Annotated in this window: 20 protein-coding genes; 18 read left to right on the plus strand and 2 right to left on the minus strand. The window is 71.5% G+C overall.

Annotated features, from left to right (window positions below; all coding sequences use genetic code 11):
• Positions 1-13: 13 nt before the first annotated feature.
• The 4 genes from IE212_RS07440 (at position 14) to nusB (ending at position 3,692) form a co-directional block, all read left to right on the plus strand.
• The gene (locus IE212_RS07440) at positions 14-874 is read left to right on the plus strand and encodes a Pro-rich N-terminal domain-containing protein (protein ID WP_190196902.1); all 861 of its coding nucleotides are present in this window, start codon (positions 14-16) and stop codon (positions 872-874) included.
• Between the two features lie 655 nt (positions 875-1,529).
• On the plus strand, positions 1,530-2,639 hold the full coding sequence (locus IE212_RS07445; protein ID WP_190196903.1) for an aminopeptidase P family protein: 1,110 nt from the start codon (positions 1,530-1,532) through the stop codon (positions 2,637-2,639).
• Between the two features lie 49 nt (positions 2,640-2,688).
• A complete protein-coding gene (gene efp, locus IE212_RS07450) occupies positions 2,689-3,255 on the plus strand; it encodes an elongation factor P (protein WP_190196904.1) in 567 nt (188 codons plus the stop codon).
• A 2-nt stretch (positions 3,256-3,257) separates the two neighbouring features.
• Positions 3,258-3,692 (plus strand): transcription antitermination factor NusB, encoded by a 435-nt coding sequence (nusB, locus tag IE212_RS07455; protein ID WP_190196905.1) that lies wholly within the window; start codon positions 3,258-3,260, stop codon positions 3,690-3,692.
• Positions 3,693-3,857: 165 nt separating this feature from the next.
• On the opposite strand, the gene bldD is transcribed toward nusB, so the two are convergent.
• On the minus strand, positions 3,858-4,361 hold the full coding sequence (gene bldD / locus IE212_RS07460; RefSeq protein ID WP_010046440.1) for a transcriptional regulator BldD: 504 nt from the start codon (positions 4,359-4,361) through the stop codon (positions 3,858-3,860).
• A 267-nt stretch (positions 4,362-4,628) separates the two neighbouring features.
• Here bldD and pyrR point away from each other — a divergent pair, with 267 nt between their 5' ends.
• The 14 genes from pyrR to IE212_RS07530 all read left to right on the plus strand — a co-directional run bounded on the left by pyrR (position 4,629) and on the right by IE212_RS07530 (position 21,267).
• Positions 4,629-5,195: a bifunctional pyr operon transcriptional regulator/uracil phosphoribosyltransferase PyrR gene (gene pyrR / locus IE212_RS07465; protein ID WP_190196906.1), complete on the plus strand. Its 567-nt coding sequence runs from the start codon at positions 4,629-4,631 to the stop codon at positions 5,193-5,195.
• A 100-nt stretch (positions 5,196-5,295) separates the two neighbouring features.
• Positions 5,296-6,273 (plus strand): aspartate carbamoyltransferase catalytic subunit, encoded by a 978-nt coding sequence (locus IE212_RS07470; protein ID WP_190196907.1) that lies wholly within the window; start codon positions 5,296-5,298, stop codon positions 6,271-6,273.
• A 5-nt stretch (positions 6,274-6,278) separates the two neighbouring features.
• A complete protein-coding gene (locus IE212_RS07475; RefSeq protein WP_190196908.1) occupies positions 6,279-7,592 on the plus strand; it encodes a dihydroorotase in 1,314 nt (437 codons plus the stop codon).
• On the plus strand, positions 7,589-8,158 hold the full coding sequence (locus IE212_RS07480; RefSeq protein WP_190196909.1) for a PH-like domain-containing protein: 570 nt from the start codon (positions 7,589-7,591) through the stop codon (positions 8,156-8,158). The genes IE212_RS07475 and IE212_RS07480 overlap by 4 nt, the downstream gene beginning before the upstream one ends.
• On the plus strand, positions 8,155-9,297 hold the full coding sequence (carA, locus tag IE212_RS07485; RefSeq protein WP_190196910.1) for a glutamine-hydrolyzing carbamoyl-phosphate synthase small subunit: 1,143 nt from the start codon (positions 8,155-8,157) through the stop codon (positions 9,295-9,297). Before IE212_RS07480 ends, carA begins: the two co-directional genes overlap by 4 nt.
• Positions 9,290-12,598 (plus strand): carbamoyl-phosphate synthase large subunit, encoded by a 3,309-nt coding sequence (carB, locus tag IE212_RS07490; protein WP_190196911.1) that lies wholly within the window; start codon positions 9,290-9,292, stop codon positions 12,596-12,598. Before carA ends, carB begins: the two co-directional genes overlap by 8 nt.
• Positions 12,599-12,668: 70 nt before the next feature.
• Complete coding sequence (locus IE212_RS07495; RefSeq protein WP_190196912.1) at positions 12,669-13,775, plus strand: quinone-dependent dihydroorotate dehydrogenase; 1,107 nt, start codon at positions 12,669-12,671, stop codon at positions 13,773-13,775.
• Positions 13,772-14,617 carry an orotidine-5'-phosphate decarboxylase gene (pyrF, locus tag IE212_RS07500; protein ID WP_190196913.1) on the plus strand — a complete coding sequence of 282 codons (846 nt, stop codon included), beginning with the start codon at positions 13,772-13,774 and terminating at the stop codon, positions 14,615-14,617. The genes IE212_RS07495 and pyrF overlap by 4 nt, the downstream gene beginning before the upstream one ends.
• Positions 14,618-14,916: 299 nt before the next feature.
• Positions 14,917-15,240 (plus strand): integration host factor, encoded by a 324-nt coding sequence (locus IE212_RS07505; protein WP_003977346.1) that lies wholly within the window; start codon positions 14,917-14,919, stop codon positions 15,238-15,240.
• Between the two features lie 57 nt (positions 15,241-15,297).
• A complete protein-coding gene (gene gmk, locus IE212_RS07510; protein WP_190196914.1) occupies positions 15,298-15,891 on the plus strand; it encodes a guanylate kinase in 594 nt (197 codons plus the stop codon).
• Between the two features lie 70 nt (positions 15,892-15,961).
• Complete coding sequence (gene rpoZ, locus IE212_RS07515; RefSeq protein WP_003988945.1) at positions 15,962-16,234, plus strand: DNA-directed RNA polymerase subunit omega; 273 nt, start codon at positions 15,962-15,964, stop codon at positions 16,232-16,234.
• Positions 16,235-16,341: 107 nt separating this feature from the next.
• Entirely contained in the window at positions 16,342-17,544 is a 1,203-nt protein-coding gene (gene coaBC / locus IE212_RS07520; protein WP_190196915.1) for a bifunctional phosphopantothenoylcysteine decarboxylase/phosphopantothenate--cysteine ligase CoaBC, read from the plus strand.
• A 235-nt stretch (positions 17,545-17,779) separates the two neighbouring features.
• Positions 17,780-18,988, plus strand: coding sequence for a methionine adenosyltransferase (gene metK / locus IE212_RS07525; protein WP_190196916.1), 1,209 nt, complete (start codon positions 17,780-17,782; stop codon positions 18,986-18,988).
• Between the two features lie 113 nt (positions 18,989-19,101).
• Complete coding sequence (locus IE212_RS07530) at positions 19,102-21,267, plus strand: primosomal protein N' (RefSeq protein ID WP_190196917.1); 2,166 nt, start codon at positions 19,102-19,104, stop codon at positions 21,265-21,267.
• Between the two features lie 88 nt (positions 21,268-21,355).
• On the opposite strand, the gene IE212_RS07535 is transcribed toward IE212_RS07530, so the two are convergent.
• Positions 21,356-21,901, minus strand: coding sequence for a hypothetical protein (locus IE212_RS07535; protein ID WP_190196918.1), 546 nt, complete (start codon positions 21,899-21,901; stop codon positions 21,356-21,358).
• Between the last annotated feature and the right edge of the window lie 330 nt (positions 21,902-22,231).

Here is a 22,231-nt window from a genome sequence, read left to right on the forward strand (position 1 = left end):
GGAGTGGCACCGGATGCAGCACGCAGTGGGTTCCCCGCTGCCGCCGCCCCACCAGACGGGGCACGGACCGGCCGCCGGCTGGTCGCCGGCCGCACAGCACCCGGGGCCGCACCACCCGGGCACCCACCACGGCTCCCCGCCCGTGCCACCGCCGCCCCCGGCCGCGCCCCCGCCCGGGCCGGTTCCACCTGCCCCGCCTCCCCGGCACGCCCCCGTTCCTCCCGCGCCGGACACCACCGGCCATGTGCCGCTGCCACCGGCCGGGCCGGTGGGCGCGCCGAGCGCGCCGCCCGCCCCGGCAGCATCCGACCCGGCCGGTACGACGCTCGCCGTGCTGCTCATCGGGCCCGCCGGGGCGGGGAAGACCAGCGTCGCCAAGTACTGGGCGGACCATCGCCGGGTTCCCACCGCGCACATCAGCCTCGACGACGTACGCGAGTGGGTCCGCTCCGGCTTCGCGGACCCGCAGTCCGGGTGGAACGACAACTCGGAGGCGCAGTACCGCCTCGCCCGCCGCACCTGCGGCTTCGCCGCGCGGAACTTCCTGGCCAACGGCATCTCGTGCATCCTCGACGACGCGGTCTTCCCCGACCGGCCGGTCGTCGGCCTCGGCGGCTGGAAGCGGCATGTGGGGCCGGGGCTGCTGCCGGTCGTCCTTCTTCCCGGGCTGGACATCGTTCTGGAACGCAATGCGGAGCGCTCGGGGAACCGGCGGCTGACGGACGAGGAGGTCGCGCGTATCCATGGGCGCATGGCCGGGTGGTACGGGTCCGGTCTGCCGATCATCGACAATTCGCAGCTGGACGTGCCGGAGACGGCGCGGGTGCTGGACGATGTGCTGGCCAGGTCCATCGCGAGTCCGCCGCAGTGGTAGCCGACGTGCGGTCGGTGCACTGACCCGGGCGTTTCGGGTGTTGGGCGTTGGTGCTGGGGGTGGGGCGTTGCGCGCCCCGGCGTTGCGGGGTGCCGCTGCGCCCACCCTCCCCCAAGCTCTCGGCTTCGCTCGAGCAGGGGACCCCCTCGCCCCAGCGGGACGACTGCCCGCAGCGGCGGCGGCCGGTTCCAGGTACCCGGCGTGGGTGCTGGGGGCGGGTGGGTGCGGAGCCCGGCGTTGCGAGGTGCTGGGCGTTGGTGCGAGGGGCGGGGCGTTGCGCAACTCGGCGCGACGAGGTGCCGCTGCGCCCACCCGTGCCGCCCCAGCGGCACGACTGCCCGCAGCTAGGACGGCCCGCAGCTAGGACGGCCCGCAGCTAGGACGGCCGGCAGCTAGGACGGCCGGCAGCTAGGACGGCCCGCAGCCGCGCACGCACGGAAGGGGACGTGTCGGGGGGTGTCCGCCCGCAGCGGTTGGCGCGTCAACGGACAGTCACTCGGTATCCGACTCCATCGCGCCGTTCCGAGGACGGACACCCCCCGGCACGGCCCCGACCCACCACGAAGCCGACCGCGCGCGCCCGCGCTCACGCGCCATAACCCCCACTCGGCCCTCTCGACCGGCGACATCCCGCCCCCGCTCGTAGGCTCGGGTCATGTCAGAGGTGTACGCGGCCCGCCGGACGCGCCTGAGGGAATGCTGCAACGCGGGCGGCAGCGCGGCGGCGCTGATCTCCCGTCCCGCCAATGTGCGCTATCTCGCGGGTGCCGCCCCGCGCGGCGCCGTTCTGCTGCTGGGCAAGACCGAGGATCTGCTGGTGTGCAGCGATCCGACGGCCGACCGACCCGGCCAGGAGCGCCCCGACGAGGCGCTGCGCGTACAGACCCTGCCCGGAGCCGGCGGAGGCGACCCGGCCGTCGCGGCCGCCGACCTCGCCGCGGGCCAGGGCGCCGACTCCCTCGCCGTGGAGGAGCACCACCTCACCGTGGCCCGGCACCGCGCCCTCGGCTCGGTCGCCCCGCGCCTGCGCCTTGCCAACCTCGGCAGCGCGGTCGAACAGCTCCGCGTCGTCAAGGACGAGGAGGAGATCTCCTGCCTCCGCATCGGCGCCGAGATCGCCGACCAGGCACTGGGCGAACTGCTGGAGTCCATCCTCGTCGGCCGCACCGAACGCCATCTCGCCCTGGAACTCGAGCGACGACTCGTGGATCACGGAGCCGACGGACCTGCCTTCCCGACCTCCGTAGCCACCGGGCCGAACGCCGGGCGGCCCGGCCACCGGCCCACCGACCGGCGCTTGGAGGAGGGCGACTTCCTCTCCGTCTGCCTCGGCGCCACCTACCGCGGCTACCGCTGTGAGATCGGCCGTACCTTCGTCATCGGCACCGCTCCCGCGGACTGGCAGATCGAGCTGTACGACCTGGTCTTCGCGGCGCAGCGGGCCGGACGTGAGAGCCTGGTACCCGGCGCCGCCTGCCGGGATGTCGACCGCGCCGCCCGCCAGGTCCTGGACTCCGCGGGGTACACCGAGGGCCTCACGGTCCTGACCGGACACGGGGTCGGGCTCGAAATCGACGAGGACCCTCAGTTGAGTCCCGCGGCCATGGGTAAACTGGACGCTTGCGTGCCGGTCACCGTCGAACCGGGGGTCCACCTCCCGGGCCGGGGCGGCGTCCGGATCGATGACACGCTCGTCGTCCGCCCCGAGGCGGACGGCGGACCCGAGCTACTCACCATCACGACCAAGGAGCTGCTCGCCCTGTAGGCAGGTGCGTGCCCCGGGGTCGTACGTCAGTCCAGGAGATTCCGCAACCGTGGCTTCCACGAACGACCTCAAGAACGGCATGGTGCTCAAGCTCGAAGGCGGCCAGCTCTGGTCCGTCGTCGAGTTCCAGCACGTCAAGCCCGGCAAGGGCCCGGCCTTCGTGCGCACCAAGCTCAAGAACGTGCTCTCCGGCAAGGTCGTCGACAAGACCTTCAACGCCGGCGTCAAGGTCGAAACGGCCACCGTCGACAAGCGCGACATGCAGTTCTCCTACATGGACGGCGACTACTTCGTCTTCATGGACATGGAGACCTACGACCAGCTCCACGTCGACAAGAAGGCCGTCGGCGACGCCGCCAACTTCCTGATCGAGGGCTTCACCGCCACCGTCGCCCAGCACGAGGGCGAGGTCCTCTTCGTCGAGCTGCCGGCCGCCGTCGAGCTCGTCATCCAGGAGACCGAGCCGGGCGTCCAGGGCGACCGCTCCACCGGCGGCACCAAGCCCGCCATCCTGGAGACCGGTCACCAGATCAACGTCCCGCTCTTCATCACCACCGGCGAGAAGATCAAGGTCGACACCCGCACCAGTGACTACCTCGGCCGGGTGAACAGCTAACCGTGGCTGCCCGCAACACGGCCCGCAAACGCGCCTTCCAGATCCTTTTCGAGGGCGACCAGCGTGGCGCCGAGGCCCTGACGGTCCTCGCGGACTGGGTCCGGCTCTCCCGGGCGGACACCCGGCAGCCGCCGGTGAGCGAGTACACGATGGAGCTGGTCGAGGGCTACGCGAAGCACGCGAAGCGCATCGACGAGCTGATCGCCCAGTACTCGGTCGGCTGGACGCTCGACCGGATGCCCGTCGTCGACCGCAACATCCTGCGGCTCGGCGCCTACGAGCTGATCTGGGTGGACGAGACCCCGGACGCCGTCGTCCTCGACGAGATGGTGCAGCTGGCGAAGGAGTTCTCCACGGACGAGTCGCCCTCGTTCGTGAACGGTCTGCTCGGCCGGCTGAAGGACCTCAAGCCCTCGCTCCGCCGCGACGAGGCCTGAGACAGACAGGGAATGCCGGAGGGCCCGCAGCGACACCGCTGCGGGCCCTCCGGCATTCCCGCCCGGTCCGCGTGCTGTCAGGCCCTGGGAACGCCGCCGGGGTGGCCGGAACCATATGGTTCCGGCCACCCCGGCGGCACGTTTCTGCGCCCCCTGGCGGAGCGCTCAGCCCTCCTCGTGCGTCGCCACGGCGCGACGCGCGTCCGCGTCCAGCACACCCCAGCTGATCAGCTGCTCGGTGAGGACCGACGGCGACTGGTCGTAGATGACGGCGAGTGTGCGCAGGTCGTCCTGGCGGATCGAGAGCACCTTGCCGTTGTAGTCACCGCGCTGCGACTGGATCGTGGCCGCGTAGCGCTGCAGGGGGCCCGCCTTCTCGGCCGGCACCGTGGCCAGCCGCTCCAGGTCCAGGACCAGCTTCGGCGGCGGCTCGGCGGCGCCGCCCGGGGTGGTGCCCGGGAGCAGCTCCTGCACGGGAACGCCGTAGAAATCCGCCAGTTCGGCGAGGCGCTGCACCGTCACGGCGCGGTCGCCGCGCTCGTACGAACCGACCACGACCGCCTTCCAGCGTCCCTGGGACTTCTCCTCGACACCGTGGAGGGAAAGGCCCTGCTGGGTGCGGATCGCCCGGAGCTTGGCCCCGAGCTGTTTGGCGTATTCGCTGGACATATAGCTCCCCGGCACTGTGTCGACGCGACTCGGCTGTGTTGCCGGACCGCGCGGCTGGTAACTCACTGTGAGGTTACGCAGCGTTACTCTGCCGCGTCAAGCCGAATGGTCCGCCCCGACTCTTCCGTGGTAGCGGCACCCCGTTGGGCCGAACGGGTGATCCGAGGGGGCTGTCCGGGCGATCGTGGGGGCCTGCTACGGTGGATGGCGCAATCCCGACGTCCTTTAAGGTCCGTCCCGTGAGGCGGAGAAGGAGGTCCGTTTCGTATGGACAAGCACGACACGCAGTCCGATGCCAGGCCCGTTCTCGAGGGACCCGACATCGCGCGGGTGCTGACCCGCATCGCCCACGAGATCGTCGAACGCGCGAAGGGCGCCGACGACGTGGTGCTCCTCGGCATCCCGACCCGGGGTGTCTTCCTCGCCCGGCGGATCGCCGACAAGCTCGAGCAGATCACCGAGCGCAAGGTTCCGTGCGGCTCGCTCGACATCACCATGTACCGCGACGACCTGCGCATGCACCCGCCGCGTGCGCTGGCCCGCACCGAGATCCCGGGTGACGGCCTCGACGGCAAGCTGGTCGTCCTCGTCGACGACGTGCTCTTCTCCGGCCGCACCATCCGCGCCGCCCTGGACGCCCTGAACGACCTCGGGCGCCCGCGTGCGGTGCAGCTCGCGGTCCTCGTCGACCGCGGTCACCGGGAACTGCCCATCCGCGCCGACTACGTCGGCAAGAACCTCCCCACGTCGTTGCGGGAGACGGTCAAGGTCCAGCTCGCCGAGGAGGACGGTCGCGACACCGTGCTGCTCGGTGCCAAGCCGACCCCTCAGTAGCGCCCGAGGCGTACGCCACCGCCGTACGCCCGCTCGTCGCGCCCTCGCGCGCCCGTCTGCCCCGAATCTCCCGAATGAACTGCCTTACGGAGCCTGACAGATGCAGCGTCATCTCATCTCGGCCGCCGACCTCACCCGCGACGACGCCGTCCTGATCCTCGACACCGCCGAGGAGATGGCCCGGGTCGCCGACCGGCCGATCAAAAAGCTGCCGACCCTGCGCGGCCGCACGATCGTCAACCTCTTCTTCGAGGACTCCACCCGGACCCGGATCTCCTTCGAGGCCGCCGAGAAGCGGCTGTCCGCGGACGTCATCAACTTCTCCGCCAAGGGCTCCAGCGTCTCCAAGGGCGAGTCCCTGAAGGACACGGCCCAGACCCTGGAAGCCATGGGCGTCGACGCCGTCGTCATCCGGCACGGCGCCTCCGGAGCCCCTTACCGCCTCGCCAACTCCGGCTGGATCGACGCCGCCGTCGTCAACGCCGGCGACGGCACCCACCAGCACCCCACCCAGGCCCTGCTGGACGCCTTCACCATGCGCCGCCGACTGATCGGCCCGGACGCGGGACTCGGCCAGGACCTCGAGGGCAAGCGCATCACGCTCGTCGGCGACGTCCTGCACAGCCGGGTCGCCCGCTCCAACGTCGACCTGCTGCACACCCTCGGCGCCGAGGTCACCCTCGTCGCCCCGCCGACCCTGCTGCCGGTCGGCGTCGAGACCTGGCCCTGCGAGGTCTCCTACGACCTCGACAGCACGCTGCCCAAGTCCGACGCGGTGATGATGCTGCGCGTCCAGCGCGAGCGCATGAACGCCGCGTTCTTCCCGACCGAGCGCGAGTACTCCCGGCGCTACGGGCTCGACGGCGACCGCATGGCCCGGATGCCCGAGCACGCCATCGTCATGCACCCCGGTCCGATGGTCCGCGGCATGGAGATCACCGCCGAGGTCGCCGACTCCGACCGCTGCACCGTCGTCGAGCAGGTCGCGAACGGAGTGTCCGTCCGGATGGCCGTCCTGTACCTGCTGCTCGGGGGCAACGAGCCCGCCGTCACCCACCCCCGTACCGAGGAGAAGTAAGACAGATGAGCAAGATCCTGATCCGTGGTGCGAAGGTGCTCGGCGGCGAGCCGCAGGACGTGCTGATCGACGGCGGGACGATCGCCGAGGTGCGTGCCGGTCTGAGCGCCGAGGGCGCCGGTCGTGCCGGAGGCGCGCACGATGTGACCGTTGTCGAGGCCGACGGCAAGGTGCTGCTGCCGGGCCTGGTCGACCTGCACACCCATCTGCGCGAGCCCGGCCGTGAGGACTCCGAGACGGTCCTCACCGGCACCCGGGCCGCGGCCTCCGGCGGCTACACCACCGTGTTCGCCATGGCCAACACCTTCCCGGTCGCCGACACGGCGGGTGTCGTCGAGCAGGTCTGGCGGCTCGGCAGGGAGCACGGCTACTGCGACGTCCAGCCGATCGGCGCCGTGACCGTCGGTCTCGACGGCAGGAAGCTCGCCGAGCTGGGCGCCATGCACGAGTCGGCCGCCGGCGTCACCGTCTTCTCCGACGACGGCAAGTGCGTCCACGACGCCGTGATCATGCGCCGCGCCCTGGAGTACGTGAAGGCCTTCGGCGGTGTCATCGCGCAGCACGCGCAGGAGCCGCGGCTGACCGAGGGCGCCGAGATGAACGAGGGCGTCGTCTCCGCCGAGCTCGGCCTCGGCGGCTGGCCCGCCGTGGCCGAGGAATCGATCATCGCCCGCGACGTCCTGCTCGCCGACCACGTCGGCTCCCGCGTCCACATCTGCCACCTGTCGACCGCCGGGTCCGTCGAGATCGTCCGCTGGGCCAAGTCCCGCGGCATCCAGGTGACCGCCGAGGTCACCCCGCACCACCTGCTCCTCACCGACGAGCTGGTGCGCACCTACAACCCCGTCTACAAGGTCAACCCCCCGCTGCGCACCGAGCGCGACGTGATGGCCCTGCGCGAAGCGCTCGCCGACGGCACGATCGACATCGTCGCCACCGACCACGCCCCGCACCCGCACGAGGACAAGGACTGCGAGTGGGCCGCGGCCGCCATGGGCATGGTCGGGCTGGAGACCGCGCTGTCGGTGGTGCAGGAGACCATGGTCGACACGGGCCTGCTGGACTGGGCCGGCGTCGCCGACCGGATGTCCGTCAAGCCCGCGCGGATCGGACAGGCCACGGGCCACGGCCGTCCCGTCTCGGCAGGTGAGCCCGCCAACCTCACCCTGGTCGACACGGCATACCGTGGGCTGGTGGAACCCGCGGGCTTCGCCTCGCGCAGCCGCAACACCCCCTACGAGGGTCGTGAGCTGCCGGGCCGTGTGACGCACACGTGGCTGCGGGGCAAGGCCACGCTCGTCGACGGGAAGCTCACGTGACACCTGTACTCCTGCTGGCCGCCGAGAAGGAATCGGCGCAAGTGACCGACTGGGCCGCCCGCATCGGCTGGGTCGTCGGCCTCGCCCTGTTCGTCGCGCTCCTCTACTGGCTGATGCGTGAGGGCTGGAAGTGGCGCGGCACCCTCCAGGGCGACCTGCCCGAGCTGCCCACCGGCCCGGACGAACCGGGCCCGCCGCGCCTGACCATGAGCGGCCGCTACCACGGCTCCACCACCGCCGGGCAGTGGCTCGACCGCATCGTCGCGCACGGCCTGGGCACCCGCAGCCGTGCCGAGCTCACCCTCACCGACGCCGGCCTGGACGTCGTACGCCCCGGGGCGACCGACTTCTTCGTCCCGGCCGCCGCCCTGCGCGAGGCCCGCCTCGACAAGGGCATCGCCGGCAAGGTGCTCACCGAGGGCGGCCTGCTCGTCGTCACCTGGGCGCACGGCGACCGGCTGATCGACTCCGGGTTCCGCTCCGACCGCGCGGCCGAGCACAACGAGTGGGTCGAAGCCCTCAACTCCATGATCGAAACGAACACCAGGGAAGGCGCCGAACGATGACCACCTCCACCAGGGGAGCCGCCAAAACTCCCGCCGTACTCGTCCTGGAGGACGGCCGGATCTTCCGCGGCCGTGCCTATGGGGCCGTGGGGGAGACCTTCGGCGAAGCGGTGTTCTCCACCGGCATGACCGGCTACCAGGAGACCCTCACCGACCCCTCCTACCACCGTCAGGTCGTGGTGATGACCGCCCCGCACGTCGGCAACACCGGCGTGAACGACGAGGACCCCGAGTCCAAGCGGATCTGGGTCTCCGGGTACGTCGTCCGCGACCCCGCGCGCGTGCCGTCCAACTGGCGCTCCCGCCGCTCGCTGGACGAGGAGCTGGCCGCCCAGGGTGTCGTCGGCATCTCCGGCATCGACACCCGCGCCCTCACCCGCCACCTGCGCGAGCGCGGCGCCATGCGCGTCGGCATCTTCAGCGGCGACGCCGTCCAGGACGACGGCGCTCTCCTCGCCCGCGTCCAGGAAGCCCCGCAGATGAAGGGCGCCGACCTCTCCGCCGAGGTCGCCACCACCGAGCCGTACGTCGTGCCCGCGATCGGCGAGAAGAAGTTCACCGTCGCCGCCGTCGACCTCGGCATCAAGGGCATGACCCCGCACCGGATGGCCGAGCGCGGCATCGAGGTGCACGTGCTCCCGGCCACCGCCACCGTCGACGACGTGTACGCGGTGAACCCGGACGGCGTCTTCTTCTCCAACGGCCCGGGCGACCCGGCCACCGCCGACCACCCCGTCTCCGTGATGCAGGGCGTCCTGGAGCGCGGCACCCCGCTGTTCGGCATCTGCTTCGGCAACCAGATCCTCGGCCGCGCGCTCGGCTTCGGCACCTACAAGCTGAAGTACGGCCACCGCGGCATCAACCAGCCGGTGCAGGACCGCACGACCGGCAAGGTCGAGGTCACCGCGCACAACCACGGCTTCGCCGTCGACGCCCCGCTCGACAAGGTCTCCGAGACCCCGTTCGGCCGCGCCGAGGTGTCGCACGTGTGCCTGAACGACAACGTGGTGGAGGGGCTGCGGCTCCTCGACCGCCCCGCCTTCAGCGTCCAGTACCACCCCGAAGCGGCAGCCGGCCCGCACGACGCCGCCTACCTGTTCGACCGCTTCGTGAAGCTCATGGAGGGCCAGCGTGCCTAAGCGCACCGATATCCAGTCCGTCCTGGTCATCGGCTCCGGCCCGATCGTCATCGGCCAGGCCGCCGAGTTCGACTACTCCGGCACCCAGGCGTGCCGGGTGCTGAAGTCCGAGGGCCTCAGGGTCATCCTCGTGAACTCCAACCCGGCGACCATCATGACCGACCCGGAGATCGCCGACGCCACCTACGTCGAGCCGATCACCCCCGAGTTCGTCGAGAAGATCATCGCCAAGGAGCGGCCGGACGCGCTGCTGCCCACGCTGGGCGGCCAGACGGCCCTCAACACCGCCATCTCGCTGCACGAGAACGGCGTCCTGGACAAGCACGGCGTCGAGCTGATCGGCGCCAACGTCGAGGCGATCCACAAGGGCGAGGACCGCGACCAGTTCAAGGAGGTCGTGGAGGAGGTCCGCAAGAAGATCGGCCACGGCGAGTCCGCCCGCTCCTACATCTGCCACTCGATGGACGACGTCCTCAAGGGCGTCGAGGAGCTCGGCGGCTACCCGGTCGTCGTCCGCCCGTCCTTCACCATGGGCGGCGCCGGCTCCGGCTTCGCCCACGACGAGGAGGAGCTGCGCCGCATCGCGGGCACCGGCCTCACGCTCTCGCCGACCACCGAGGTGCTCCTGGAGGAGTCCATCCTCGGCTGGAAGGAGTACGAGCTGGAGCTGATGCGCGACAAGCACGACAACGTCGTGGTCGTCTGCTCCATCGAGAACTTCGACCCGATGGGCGTGCACACCGGCGACTCGATCACGGTCGCCCCGGCGATGACGCTCACCGACCGCGAGTACCAGATCCTGCGCGACATCGGCATCGCCGTCATCCGCGAGGTCGGCGTCGACACCGGCGGCTGCAACATCCAGTTCGCGGTGAACCCCGAGGACGGCCGGGTCATCGTCATCGAGATGAACCCGCGCGTCTCCCGGTCCTCGGCGCTGGCCTCCAAGGCGACCGGCTTCCCGATCGCCAAGATCGCCGCCAAGCTCGCCGTCGGCTACACGCTGGACGAGATCCCGAACGACATCACGCAGGAGACCCCGGCCTCCTTCGAGCCCACGCTCGACTACGTGGTCGTGAAGGCCCCGCGGTTCGCCTTCGAGAAGTTCCCGAGCGCGGACTCCACCCTCACCACCACCATGAAGTCGGTCGGCGAGGCCATGGCCATCGGCCGCAACTTCACCGAGGCCTTCCAGAAGGCCCTGCGCTCGCTGGAGAAGAAGGGCAGCCAGTTCACCTTCGTCGGCGAGACCGGCGACAAGGACGAACTGCTGCGTGAGGCGGTCCGTCCCACCGACGGCCGCATCAACACCGTCATGCAGGCCATCCGCGCGGGAGCCACGCCCGAGGAGGTCTTCGAGTACACGAAGATCGACCCCTGGTTCGTCGACCAGCTCTTCCTGATCAAGGAGATCGCCGACGAGCTGGCCGAGGCGCCCGAGCTGACCGCCGACCTGCTCGCCGAGGCCAAGCGGCACGGCTTCTCCGACACGCAGATCGGCGAGATCCGGGGGCTGCGCGAGGACGTCGTCCGCGAGGTCAGGCACGCGCTCGGCATCCGCCCGGTCTACAAGACGGTCGACACCTGCGCCGCCGAGTTCGCCGCGAGGACGCCGTACTTCTACTCCTCCTACGACGAGGAGACCGAGGTCGCGCCGCGTGAGAAGGCGGCCGTCATCATCCTGGGCTCCGGCCCGAACCGCATCGGCCAGGGCATCGAGTTCGACTACTCCTGCGTCCACGCCTCCTTCGCGCTGAGCGACGCGGGCTACGAGACGGTGATGGTCAACTGCAACCCGGAGACCGTCTCCACGGACTACGACACCTCCGACCGCCTGTACTTCGAGCCGCTGACGCTGGAAGACGTGCTGGAGATCGTGCACGCCGAGCAGCAGGCCGGCCCGGTCGCGGGCGTCGTCGTCCAGCTCGGCGGCCAGACCCCGCTGGGTCTGTCGCAGGCGCTCAAGGACAACGGCGTGCCGATCGTCGGCACCTCCCCGGAGGCCATCCACGCCGCCGAGGACCGGGGCGCCTTCGGCCGGGTCCTCAAGGAGGCCGGCCTCCCGGCCCCCAAGCACGGCACCGCCACCACCTTCGCCGAGGCCAAGGCCATCGCCGACGAGATCGGCTACCCGGTCCTGGTGCGTCCCTCCTACGTCCTCGGCGGGCGCGGCATGGAGATCGTCTACGACGAGACGCGCCTGGAGGCGTACATCGCCGAGTCGACCGAGATCAGCCCGTCCCGGCCGGTCCTGGTCGACCGGTTCCTCGACGACGCCATCGAGATCGACGTCGACGCGCTCTACGACGGCGAGGAGCTCTACCTCGGCGGCGTCATGGAGCACATCGAGGAGGCCGGCATCCACTCCGGCGACTCGGCCTGTGCCCTGCCCCCGATCACCCTCGGCGGCTTCGACATCAAGCGCCTGCGCGCCTCCACCGAGGGCATCGCGAAGGGCGTCGGCGTACGCGGCCTGATCAACATCCAGTTCGCGCTCGCGGGCGACATCCTCTACGTCCTGGAGGCCAACCCGCGCGCCTCGCGGACCGTCCCCTTCACCTCGAAGGCGACGGCGGTGCCGCTGGCCAAGGCCGCGGCCCGGATCTCGCTGGGCGCCACCATCGCCGAGCTGCGCGCCGAGGGCCTGCTCCCGGCGAACGGCGACGGCGGCGAGCTTCCGCTGGACGCGCCCATCTCGGTCAAGGAAGCCGTCATGCCGTGGTCGCGCTTCCGCGACATCCACGGCCGCGGCGTCGACACGGTCCTCGGCCCGGAGATGCGCTCCACCGGCGAGGTCATGGGCATCGACTCCGTCTTCGGCACGGCGTACGCCAAGTCGCAGGCGGGTGCCTACGGCCCGCTGCCCACCAAGGGCCGCGCGTTCATCTCGGTCGCCAACCGCGACAAGCGCTCGATGATCTTCCCGGCCCGCGAGCTGGTCGCGCACGGCTTCGAGCTGATGGCCACGTCCGGCACGGCCGAGGTCCTCAAGCGCAACGGCATCAACGCCACGGTCGTGCGCAAGCAGTCCGAGGGCACCGGCCCGAACGGTGAGAAGACCATCGTCCAGCTCATCCACGACGGCGAGGTCGACCTCATCGTCAACACCCCGTACGGCACGGGCGGCCGCCTCGACGGCTACGACATCCGGACGGCGGCCGTGGCGCGCTCCGTGCCCTGCCTGACGACGGTCCAGGCGCTCGCGGCGGCGGTCCAGGGCATCGACGCCCTCAACCGCGGCGACGTGAGCGTCCGATCGCTCCAGGAACACGCGGAACACCTGACCGCGGCCCGCGACTAGCAGCCCCGAGGGGGACACCGGAAACGGTGTCCCCCTCTTCGTGAGGACGCCATGTCCTCGTGAGGACGACATGTACAAGATCTTCTTCAGCCTGTTCTTCAAGCGGCTGGACCCGGAGCAGGCCCACCACCTCGCCTTCCGCTGGATCCGCCTGGCCGCCCGCGTCCCCGTGCTGCGCACCTTCCTCGCGGCGGCCCTCGCGCCCCGCCACAAGGAACTGCGCACCGAGGCCCTGGGCCTGCGCATGCACGGCCCCTTCGGACTCGCGGCCGGCTTCGACAAGAACGCCGTCGGCATCGACGGCATGGCGATGCTCGGCTTCGACCACGTCGAGATCGGCACCGTGACCGGCGAGCCGCAGCCCGGCAACCCCAAGCAGCGGCTGTTCCGGCTGGTCGAGGACCGCGCGCTGATCAACCGCATGGGCTTCAACAACGACGGCTCGCTCCGGGTCGCCGCCCGCCTGGCCTCCCGCACGCCCGTGTTCCGGACCGTGGTCGGCGTCAACATCGGCAAGACCAAGGCCGTACCCGAGGAGGAGGCCGTCGCGGACTACGTGAAGTCCGCCGAGCGGCTCGCGCCGTACGCCGACTACCTCGTCGTCAACGTCTCCTCGCCGAACACGCCCGGGCTGCGCGACCTGCAGGCCACCGAGGCGCTGCGCCCGCTGCTGAGCGCCGTCCGGGAGGCCGCCGACCGCACCGCGTCCGCGCGGCGTGTCCCGCTCCTGGTCAAGATCGCGCCGGACCTCGCCGACGAGGACGTCGACGCCGTCGCCGACCTCGCCGTGGAGCTCGGCCTGGACGGGATCATCGCCACGAACACCACCATCGCCCGCGAGGGACTCGGCCTGAAGTCCGGCCCCGCTCTGGTCAAGGAGACCGGCGGCCTGTCCGGGGCACCCCTGAAGGAACGCTCCCTGGAGGTCCTGCGCCGCCTGTACGCCCGCGTGGGCGACCGGATCACCCTGGTGGGCGTCGGCGGCGTGGAGAACGCCGAGGACGCCTGGCAGCGCATCCTCGCCGGTGCAACGCTGGTCCAGGGCTACAGCGCCTTCATCTACGAGGGGCCCTTCTACGCCCGCGCGATTCACAAGGGCCTCGCCGCACGCCTGCGCACCAGCCCGTACGCCACGCTCGCCGACGCGGTGGGCGCCGACGTGAGGAAGACGGCATGAGCGTTCTCGAACCCTTCGGCGCCCGCCTGCGCCGGGCGATGGACCGGCGCGGCCCGCTGTGCGTCGGCATCGACCCGCACGCCTCCCTGCTCGCCGAGTGGGGGCTGAACGACGACGTGGCCGGCCTGGAGCGGTTCAGCCGCACGGTCGTCGAGGCGCTCGCCGACCGGGTCGCCGTGCTCAAGCCGCAGAGCGCGTTCTTCGAACGGTTCGGCTCGCGCGGGCTCGCCGTCCTGGAGACGGCCGTGGCCGAGGCACGGGCGGCCGGGGCGCTGGTCGTGATGGACGCCAAGCGCGGCGACATCGGGTCGACCATGGCCGCGTACGCCGAGTCCTTCCTGCACAAGGACGCGCCGCTGTTCTCCGACGCGCTGACGGTCTCGCCCTACCTCGGCTACGGCTCGCTCAGCCCGGCCGTCACGCTGGCGCGGGAGAGCGGCGCGGGGTTGTTCGTGCTGGCGCTGACCTCCAATCCGGAGGGCGGCGAGGTCCAGCACGCCGTGCGGTCCGACGGCCGCAACATCGGAGCGACGATGCTGGCGCACCTGTCCGTGGAGAACGCGGGGGAGGAGCCCATGGGGTCCTTCGGCGCCGTCGTCGGGGCCACCCTCGGTGATCTGTCGACGTACGACCTGGACATCAACGGCCCGCTCCTGGCACCCGGCATCGGCGCCCAGGGGGCCACACCGGCCGACCTGCCCCGGGTCTTCGGCGCGGCGGTGCGCAACGTCGTGCCGAACGTCAGCCGGGGTGTGCTGCGTCACGGTCCCGACGCGGACACGCTCCGTGACGCCGCGGAGCGGGTCGCGGAGGAGATTCGTCACGTCGTGGCCCCGTCCTGACCTCCTCCGGGCCTCCTCCGGGGCGCGTCCTGACCTCTTCCCGGGACCTGCGATGAGTGGTTCGCGGCCTTCTTGAATCTGAATACATTCTCAAATCCGGGGCAGTATGTCCTAAATGTCCGTTCAGATGAAGGCTGACCAGGACTTTTCCGCTGTTCTCGCTGACTCTGGCGGACTTGCCCGCTAGTCTCCGACGAGAGTGAACGGGCAAGCGTGTTGCTCGTAGCTCCCCAGGTGTGGGGCGACTAGGTTCCTCACCGGTCCGTATCCGACAGTTCGACATCCGAGGTGACGTAGGCGTGGCTCTTCCGCCCCTTACCCCTGAACAGCGCGCAGCCGCGCTCGAAAAGGCCGCCGCGGCTCGCCGGGAGCGGGCCGAGGTCAAGAATCGACTCAAGCACTCCGGCGCCTCCCTTCACGAGGTCATCAAGCAGGGCCAGGAGAACGACGTCATCGGCAAGATGAAGGTCTCCGCCCTCCTTGAGTCCCTGCCGGGCGTGGGCAAGGTCCGCGCCAAGCAGATCATGGAGCGACTCGGTATTTCCGAGAGCCGCCGCGTGCGTGGCCTCGGTTCCAACCAGATCGCCTCCTTGGAGCGCGAGTTCGGCAGCACCGGCTCCTGAACCGGACAGTCCGGGGGAGCGGCCCCGGGCAGTCCGGGATTGCTGGATAATCGCTGCATGGCTGCAACACCCCGGGGGACGACCCCCGTACCCCCGGACGTACGTCCGCGGCTGACCGTGCTCTCCGGCCCCTCCGGGGTCGGCAAGAGCACGGTCGTCGCCCATATGCGCAAGGAACACCCCGAGGTCTGGCTCTCGGTGTCGGCGACGACCCGGGGGCCCCGCCCCGGCGAGCAGCACGGCGTCCACTACTTCTTCGTCACCGACGACGAGATGGACAAGCTGATCGCCAACGGCGAGCTGCTGGAGTGGGCCGAATTCGCCGGCAACCGCTACGGCACGCCGCGTGCGGCCGTACAGGAGCGTCTGGAGAAGGGCGAGCCCGTCCTCCTCGAGATCGACCTGCAGGGCGCCCGCCTGGTGCGGGAGTCGATGCCCGAGGCCCAGCTGGTGTTCCTGGCTCCCCCCTCCTGGGAGGAGCTGGTGCGCAGACTCACCGGGCGGGGCACCGAACCGCCCGAGGTGATCGAGCGCAGGCTCGAGGCGGCGAAGATCGAACTGGCCGCCGAACCGGAGTTCGACACGACCCTGGTCAACACCTCCGTCGAGGACGTGGCGCGCGAGCTGCTAGCCTTGATGAACGTCGTGTGACCATCGCTGGTCTTTCCGGTCCTCGCTGATCACCCCGACAGAATCTTTCCCATCCATCGGAAGGTAGAGCGTGTCCTCTTCCATCTCCGCGCCCGAGGGCATCATCAACCCGCCGATCGACGAGCTCCTCGAGGCCACCGACTCGAAGTACAGCCTCGTGATCTACGCGGCCAAGCGGGCCCGCCAGATCAACGCGTACTACTCGCAGCTCGGCGAGGGTCTCCTCGAGTACGTCGGTCCTCTCGTCGACACCCACGTCCACGAGAAGCCGCTCTCGATCGCACTCCGCGAGATCAACGCGGGACTGCTGACGTCCGAGGCCGTCGAGGGCCCGGCGCAGTAAGCGGCACTCGCAGCTTGACGCTGACGTGACCACAGGCCCGGCAGGCCTACTGCCGGGCCTGTGGTGTGTGATGGGACATGTAGGTCGCCGAGATCCGGGGAGAGACGGTGGACAAGCCGAAGGTCGTTCTGGGGGTCAGTGGCGGCATCGCCGCGTACAAGGCCTGTGAGCTGCTGCGGCGGCTGACCGAGTCGGGCCACGACGTGCGTGTGGTGCCCACCGCCTCCGCGCTGCACTTCGTCGGCGCCGCCACCTGGTCCGCGCTGTCGGGCAACCCGGTCTCCACCGAGGTGTGGGACGACGTGCACGAGGTCCCGCACGTCCGCATCGGACAGCACGCCGACCTGGTCGTCGTCGCCCCGGCCACCGCCGACATGCTCGCCAAGGCGGCCCACGGCCTCGCCGACGACCTCCTCACCAACACCCTGCTCACCGCCCGCTGCCCGGTCGTCTTCGCCCCCGCCATGCACACGGAGATGTGGGAGCACCCGGCCACCCGGGAGAACGTGGCGACGCTGCGCCGCCGCGGCGCCGTCGTCGTCGAACCCGCCGTGGGACGCCTCACCGGCGTCGACACCGGCAAGGGCCGGCTGCCCGACCCGGGCGAGATCTTCGAGGTCTGCCGCCGGGTGCTCGCCCGGGGCGTGGCCGAGCCCGATCTCGCGGGCCGGCATGTCGTGGTCAGCGCCGGCGGCACGCGCGAGCCCCTGGACCCCGTGCGGTTCCTCGGCAACCGCTCCTCGGGCAAGCAGGGCTACGCCCTGGCCCGCACCGCGGCCGCCCGTGGCGCCCGCGTCACCCTGATCGCGGCCAACAGCGCCCTGCCGGACCCCGCCGGTGTGGACGTCGTCCCGGTCGGCACCGCCGTCCAGCTCCGTGAGGCGGTGCTGAAGGCCTCCGCCGACGCCGACGCGGTGGTGATGGCGGCGGCGGTGGCGGACTTCCGCCCGGCGGCGTACGCGGCCGGGAAGATCAAGAAGAAGGACGACCAGGAACCGGAGCCGATCGCTCTGGTGCGGAATCCGGACATCCTCGCGGAGATCTCCGCCGGTCGTGCCCGCCCCGGACAGGTGATCGTCGGCTTCGCCGCGGAGACCGACGACGTGCTCGCCAACGGCCGCGCGAAACTGAAGCGCAAGGGCTGCGATCTGCTGGTGGTCAACGAGGTGGGGGAGCGCAAGACCTTCGGATCCGAGGAGAACGAGGCCGTCGTCCTCGGCGCCGACGGCCAGGAGACCGCCGTGCCGTACGGACCGAAGGAAGCCCTGGCCGAAACCGTGTGGGACCTGGTGACCGAGCGGCTGCGCTGATGTTTCAGTCGCCCTGCACCTTCCTGAAACCGGCGATCGGGGCGTGGCGCCTCTGGCCAACGCGGCTCGGCATTGGGCAGAATGCCTGTGCCGCAGGTCACAGCGCTCCCGAGTGTCGAGACAGGGGGACCGTGGCCGAAGCGTGACCGATAAACTGTTCCACGGACGGCGCCGGGTGCAGCCCCCGCCGTCCGCCAATGATCAGCCAGCAGCCGCTGCAACCACAGGGAGCGTTGTGTCCCGTCGCCTGTTCACCTCGGAGTCCGTGACCGAGGGCCACCCCGACAAGATCGCTGACCAGATCAGCGACACCATTCTCGACGCGTTGCTCCGCGAGGACCCGACCTCCCGGGTCGCCGTCGAGACGCTGATCACGACCGGTTTGGTCCATGTGGCCGGTGAGGTCACGACCAAGACGTACGCGGACATCGCGACGCTGGTCCGGAACAAGATCCTCGAAATCGGCTACGACTCCTCGAAGAAGGGCTTCGACGGAGCCTCCTGCGGCGTGTCGGTGTCGATCGGCGCGCAGTCCCCGGACATCGCCCAGGGCGTCGACACGGCCTACGAGTCCCGTGTCGAGGGTGACGAGGACGAACTCGACAAGCAGGGCGCGGGCGACCAGGGCCTGATGTTCGGCTACGCGACGGACGAGACGCCGACGCTGATGCCGCTGCCGATCTTCCTGGCGCACCGCCTGTCGAAGCGCCTCTCCGACGTGCGCAAGAACGGCACGATCCCCTACCTGCGCCCGGACGGCAAGACCCAGGTCACCATCGAGTACGACGGCGACAAGGCCGTCCGCCTCGACACGGTCGTCGTCTCCTCCCAGCACGCGTCCGACATCGACCTGGACTCGCTCCTGGCCCCGGACATCAAGGAGTTCGTCGTCGAGCCGGAGCTGAAGGCGCTCCTGGACGAGGGCATCAAGATCGACACGGAGAACTACCGTCTCCTGGTCAACCCCACCGGCCGCTTCGAGATCGGCGGCCCGATGGGCGACGCAGGCCTCACCGGCCGGAAGATCATCATCGACACCTACGGCGGCATGGCCCGTCACGGCGGCGGTGCCTTCTCCGGCAAGGACCCGTCCAAGGTCGACCGCTCCGCCGCGTACGCGATGCGCTGGGTGGCCAAGAACGTGGTGGCCGCGGGTCTCGCCACCCGCTGCGAGGTCCAGGTGGCGTACGCCATCGGCAAGGCCGAGCCGGTCGGCCTGTTCGTCGAGACCTTCGGCACCGCCAAGATCGACACGGAGAAGATCGAGAAGGCGATCGACGAGGTCTTCGACCTCCGCCCGGCGGCGATCATCCGCGACCTCGACCTGCTCCGCCCGATCTACTCCCAGACCGCCGCGTACGGCCACTTCGGCCGTGAGCTTCCCGAGTTCACCTGGGAGCGCACGGACCGCGTGGACGCGCTGCGCGAGGCGGCGGGGCTGTAAGTCCCCCGGACACCGCACGAGGCCCGGCACCCTTCGGGGGGCCGGGCCTCGTCGCGCCCCGGGCGCCTGAAGGGGCGCCGCCGGTTGTCAGTGGCTTTTGGAAGAATGCAAGCGTGAGCAGCGGGAACGAACAGCCGGACGGCGGTGCGCAGGGCGCGCCGCCCGAGCAGCTCGCGCTCATCCGGGAGAGCGTGCGGAAGGCCAAGGCGCCCCGGGCCAAACCGCGGACGTGGCGGGGGGCCGCGCTGGCCAGGGAGCTGCCCGTCGCGCGGGTGCTCGTCGACAAGGGAGTGCTCCATCTCGACCGGTACTTCGACTACGCCGTGCCCGAGGAGCTGGACGCCGAGGCCCAGCCGGGTGTGCGCGTGCGGGTGCGCTTCGGGGCCGGACGGCACCGGGTGCGGGAGGGGCGGCGTGAGGGCGGCGGGCTGATCGACGGGTTCCTCGTCGAGCGGCTGCCCGAGTCCGACTACTCCGGGCCGCTGGCCGCCCTCGCCCAGGTCGTGTCGCCCGAGCCGGTGCTCAGCGAGGAACTGCTGGGACTGGCCCGGGCCGTCGCCGACCGGTACGCGGGCAGCCTCGCCGACGTCCTGCAACTCGCCGTGCCGCCACGCAACGCACGGGCCGAGCAGCGCCCGTCCCCCGCACCGCTGCCGCCGCCCCCGGCGCCCGGGGCGGGCTCCTGGCAGCGCTACGAGCGGGGAGCGGCCTTCGTGGAGTCGCTGGCCTCCGGCGGCGCGCCCCGGGCCGTGTGGAACGCGCTGCCCGGACCGCACTGGAGCGAGGAACTGGCACGGTCCCTCGCGGCGACCCTGGCCTCGGGGCGCGGGGCGCTCGCCGTCCTGCCGGACGGACGGGCGGTCGCCCGGGTCGACGCGGCCCTGACCGCCCTGCTGGGGGAAGGCCGGCACGCGGTCCTCACGGCCGACGCCGGGCCCGAGAAGCGGTACGCGCAGTGGCTCGCGGTGCGCAGGGGCTCCGTCCGGGCGGTGATCGGCACCCGGGCGGCGATGTTCGCGCCGGTCCGGGACCTGGGACTGGTCGCTCTCTGGGACGACGGGGACGACAGCCACAGCGAGCAGCACGCCCCGCAGCCGCACGCCCGGGAGGTGCTGCTGCTGCGAGCCGCCCAGGACAAGTGCGGCTTCCTGGTCGGCGGCTGGGGCTGCACGGTGGAGGCGGCGCAGCTCGTCGAGACCGGGTGGGCGCGGCCGCTCGTCGCGGCGCGGGAGCAGGTACGCGCCGCCGCACCACTCGTACGAACCGTCGGGGACGGGGACCTGGCGCGGGACGAGGCCGCCCGGGCCGCCCGGCTGCCGACGCTCGCCTGGCAGGCCGTCAGGGACGGCCTGCGGCAGGGCCCGGTGCTGGTGCAGGTGCCCCGGAGGGGATACGTGCCGCGCATGGCGTGCGCCGCCTGCCGGGCGCCCGCGCGGTGCCGGCACTGCTCCGGGCCGCTCCAGGCGCGGGACGGCGGTGCCTTGAACTGCGGCTGGTGCGGCCGGGAGGAAGCGGGCTGGCACTGCCCGGAGTGCGGGTCCTTCCGGCTGCGCGCCTCGGTGGTGGGGGCGCGGCGGACCGCCGAGGAACTCGGACGGGCCTTCCCCGCGGTTCCGGTGCGGACGTCCGGTCGTGAGCACGTGCTCGACACGGTGCCGGGGGCGCCCGCGCTGGTGGTCAGTACGCCGGGGGCCGAGCCCGTCGCCGAAGGCGGGTACGCGGCGGCGCTGCTGCTGGACGGGTGGGCCATGCTCGGGCGGCCGGATCTGCGGGCGGGCGAGGACGCGTTGCGGCGGTGGATCGCGGCCGGGGCGCTCGTCCGGCCACAGTCGGAGGGGGGCACGGTGGTGGTCGTGGCCGAGCCGACGCTACGGCCCGTGCAGGCGCTGGTGCGATGGGATCCCGTGGGGCACGCGGTGCGGGAGCTGGCCGAGCGGGCGGAGCTGGGATTTCCGCCGGTGTCGCGGATGGCGGCGGTGTCGGGGCCGCCGGAAGCGGTGGCCGGCTTCCTGCGTGCGGTCCGGCTGCCGCCGGAGGCCGAGGTGCTGGGGCCGGTGCCGCTGCCCGTCCCCGCCGCGGGGCGACCGCGGCGGACGGGGGCGCCGCCGCCGGGGGAGCAGTGGGAACGGGCCTTGCTGCGGGTGCCGCCCGGAAGGGGGGCGGCGCTGGCTGCCTCCCTGAAGGCTGCTCAGGCAGCGCGGATGGCCCGGGGGAGCGGCAGTGGCGGAGCCAGTGGTACCGGGGTGTGGGTGCGGATCGATCCGGCTGACATCGGGTGACCTGTGTGGGCCGGCTCGCTGCGCCTCGTCCGAAGACGCGGCTGCCCTCCCGGAGGACTTCCGGGAGGGCAGGAAAAGTTGTCGCGGGTCAGCCGTTGCGCGGGCCGGGGAAGGCCGTCGGCCTCGCCCCGTCGCGGAGGGCCGGGCTGCCTGCCGTCGGCTGGGTGGGCATGGAGCGGGCCGCCGGGACCGTCGGGACCGCGGGGAGACCGGTGCTCACCTGGACCGTGCGGTTTCCCGAGGGTTCCGGGGCGCGCTCCGCCTCGGCCGCGGCCGGCTGGGCGGTGGCACGGCGAGCGCCGTAACGACGGTGCACCGCCTGCTTGGTGACGCCCAGCGCGGAGCCCACGGCGTCCCACGAGAAGCCGAGTGAGCGGTCGAAGTCCACGGCCGCCGTGACCAGGGTCTCGACGCTGTCCCGCAGCTCCTGGGCGAGACGCACCGTCGGGGCGGGGGCGCGTCCGTAGACGACGAAGCCCGTGGAGGGGCCGGAGCGGCGCGGGCGGTAGACGTTGCCCAGCTGGGCGGTGAGCGTGCGCAGTGCGTCCACCTGCCGGCGGACCCGCTCGATGTCGCGCACCAGCAAGTGCAGGCTGGCCCGAGCCTGGGCGTCGTGGGTTGCGTGGTCGGCCATGAACAAGCCTCTCGAACCGGCGATGAAAGGAATGGGCCGCGATGGCGGCCCCGTGTGGTCAACTCTGTCTTGACCAACGCGGATTCGCTCCGCGGGTCACGGGGTGGGGGCGTGGGGGCATATGCGTGCGCCTGTTTGCGCGGGGTGCGCGCCTCGGCCTGCGGCCTTCGGCGTTGGTCTCCCACCCGCGCACCGCCCGTAGCTCTTGGCCGAGTGGCCGGGCTCTCCCGTGGGGGTGGGGCGCCGTCGGCGGCTTTGCGGTGCGTGGCTGATGGACTTGGGCGTTGCCCGTAGCTCTTGGCTGAGTGGCCGGGCTCTCCCGTGGGGGTG

This window comes from Streptomyces djakartensis (genome assembly GCF_014651075.1).
GTDB lineage: Bacteria > Actinomycetota > Actinomycetes > Streptomycetales > Streptomycetaceae > Streptomyces > Streptomyces djakartensis.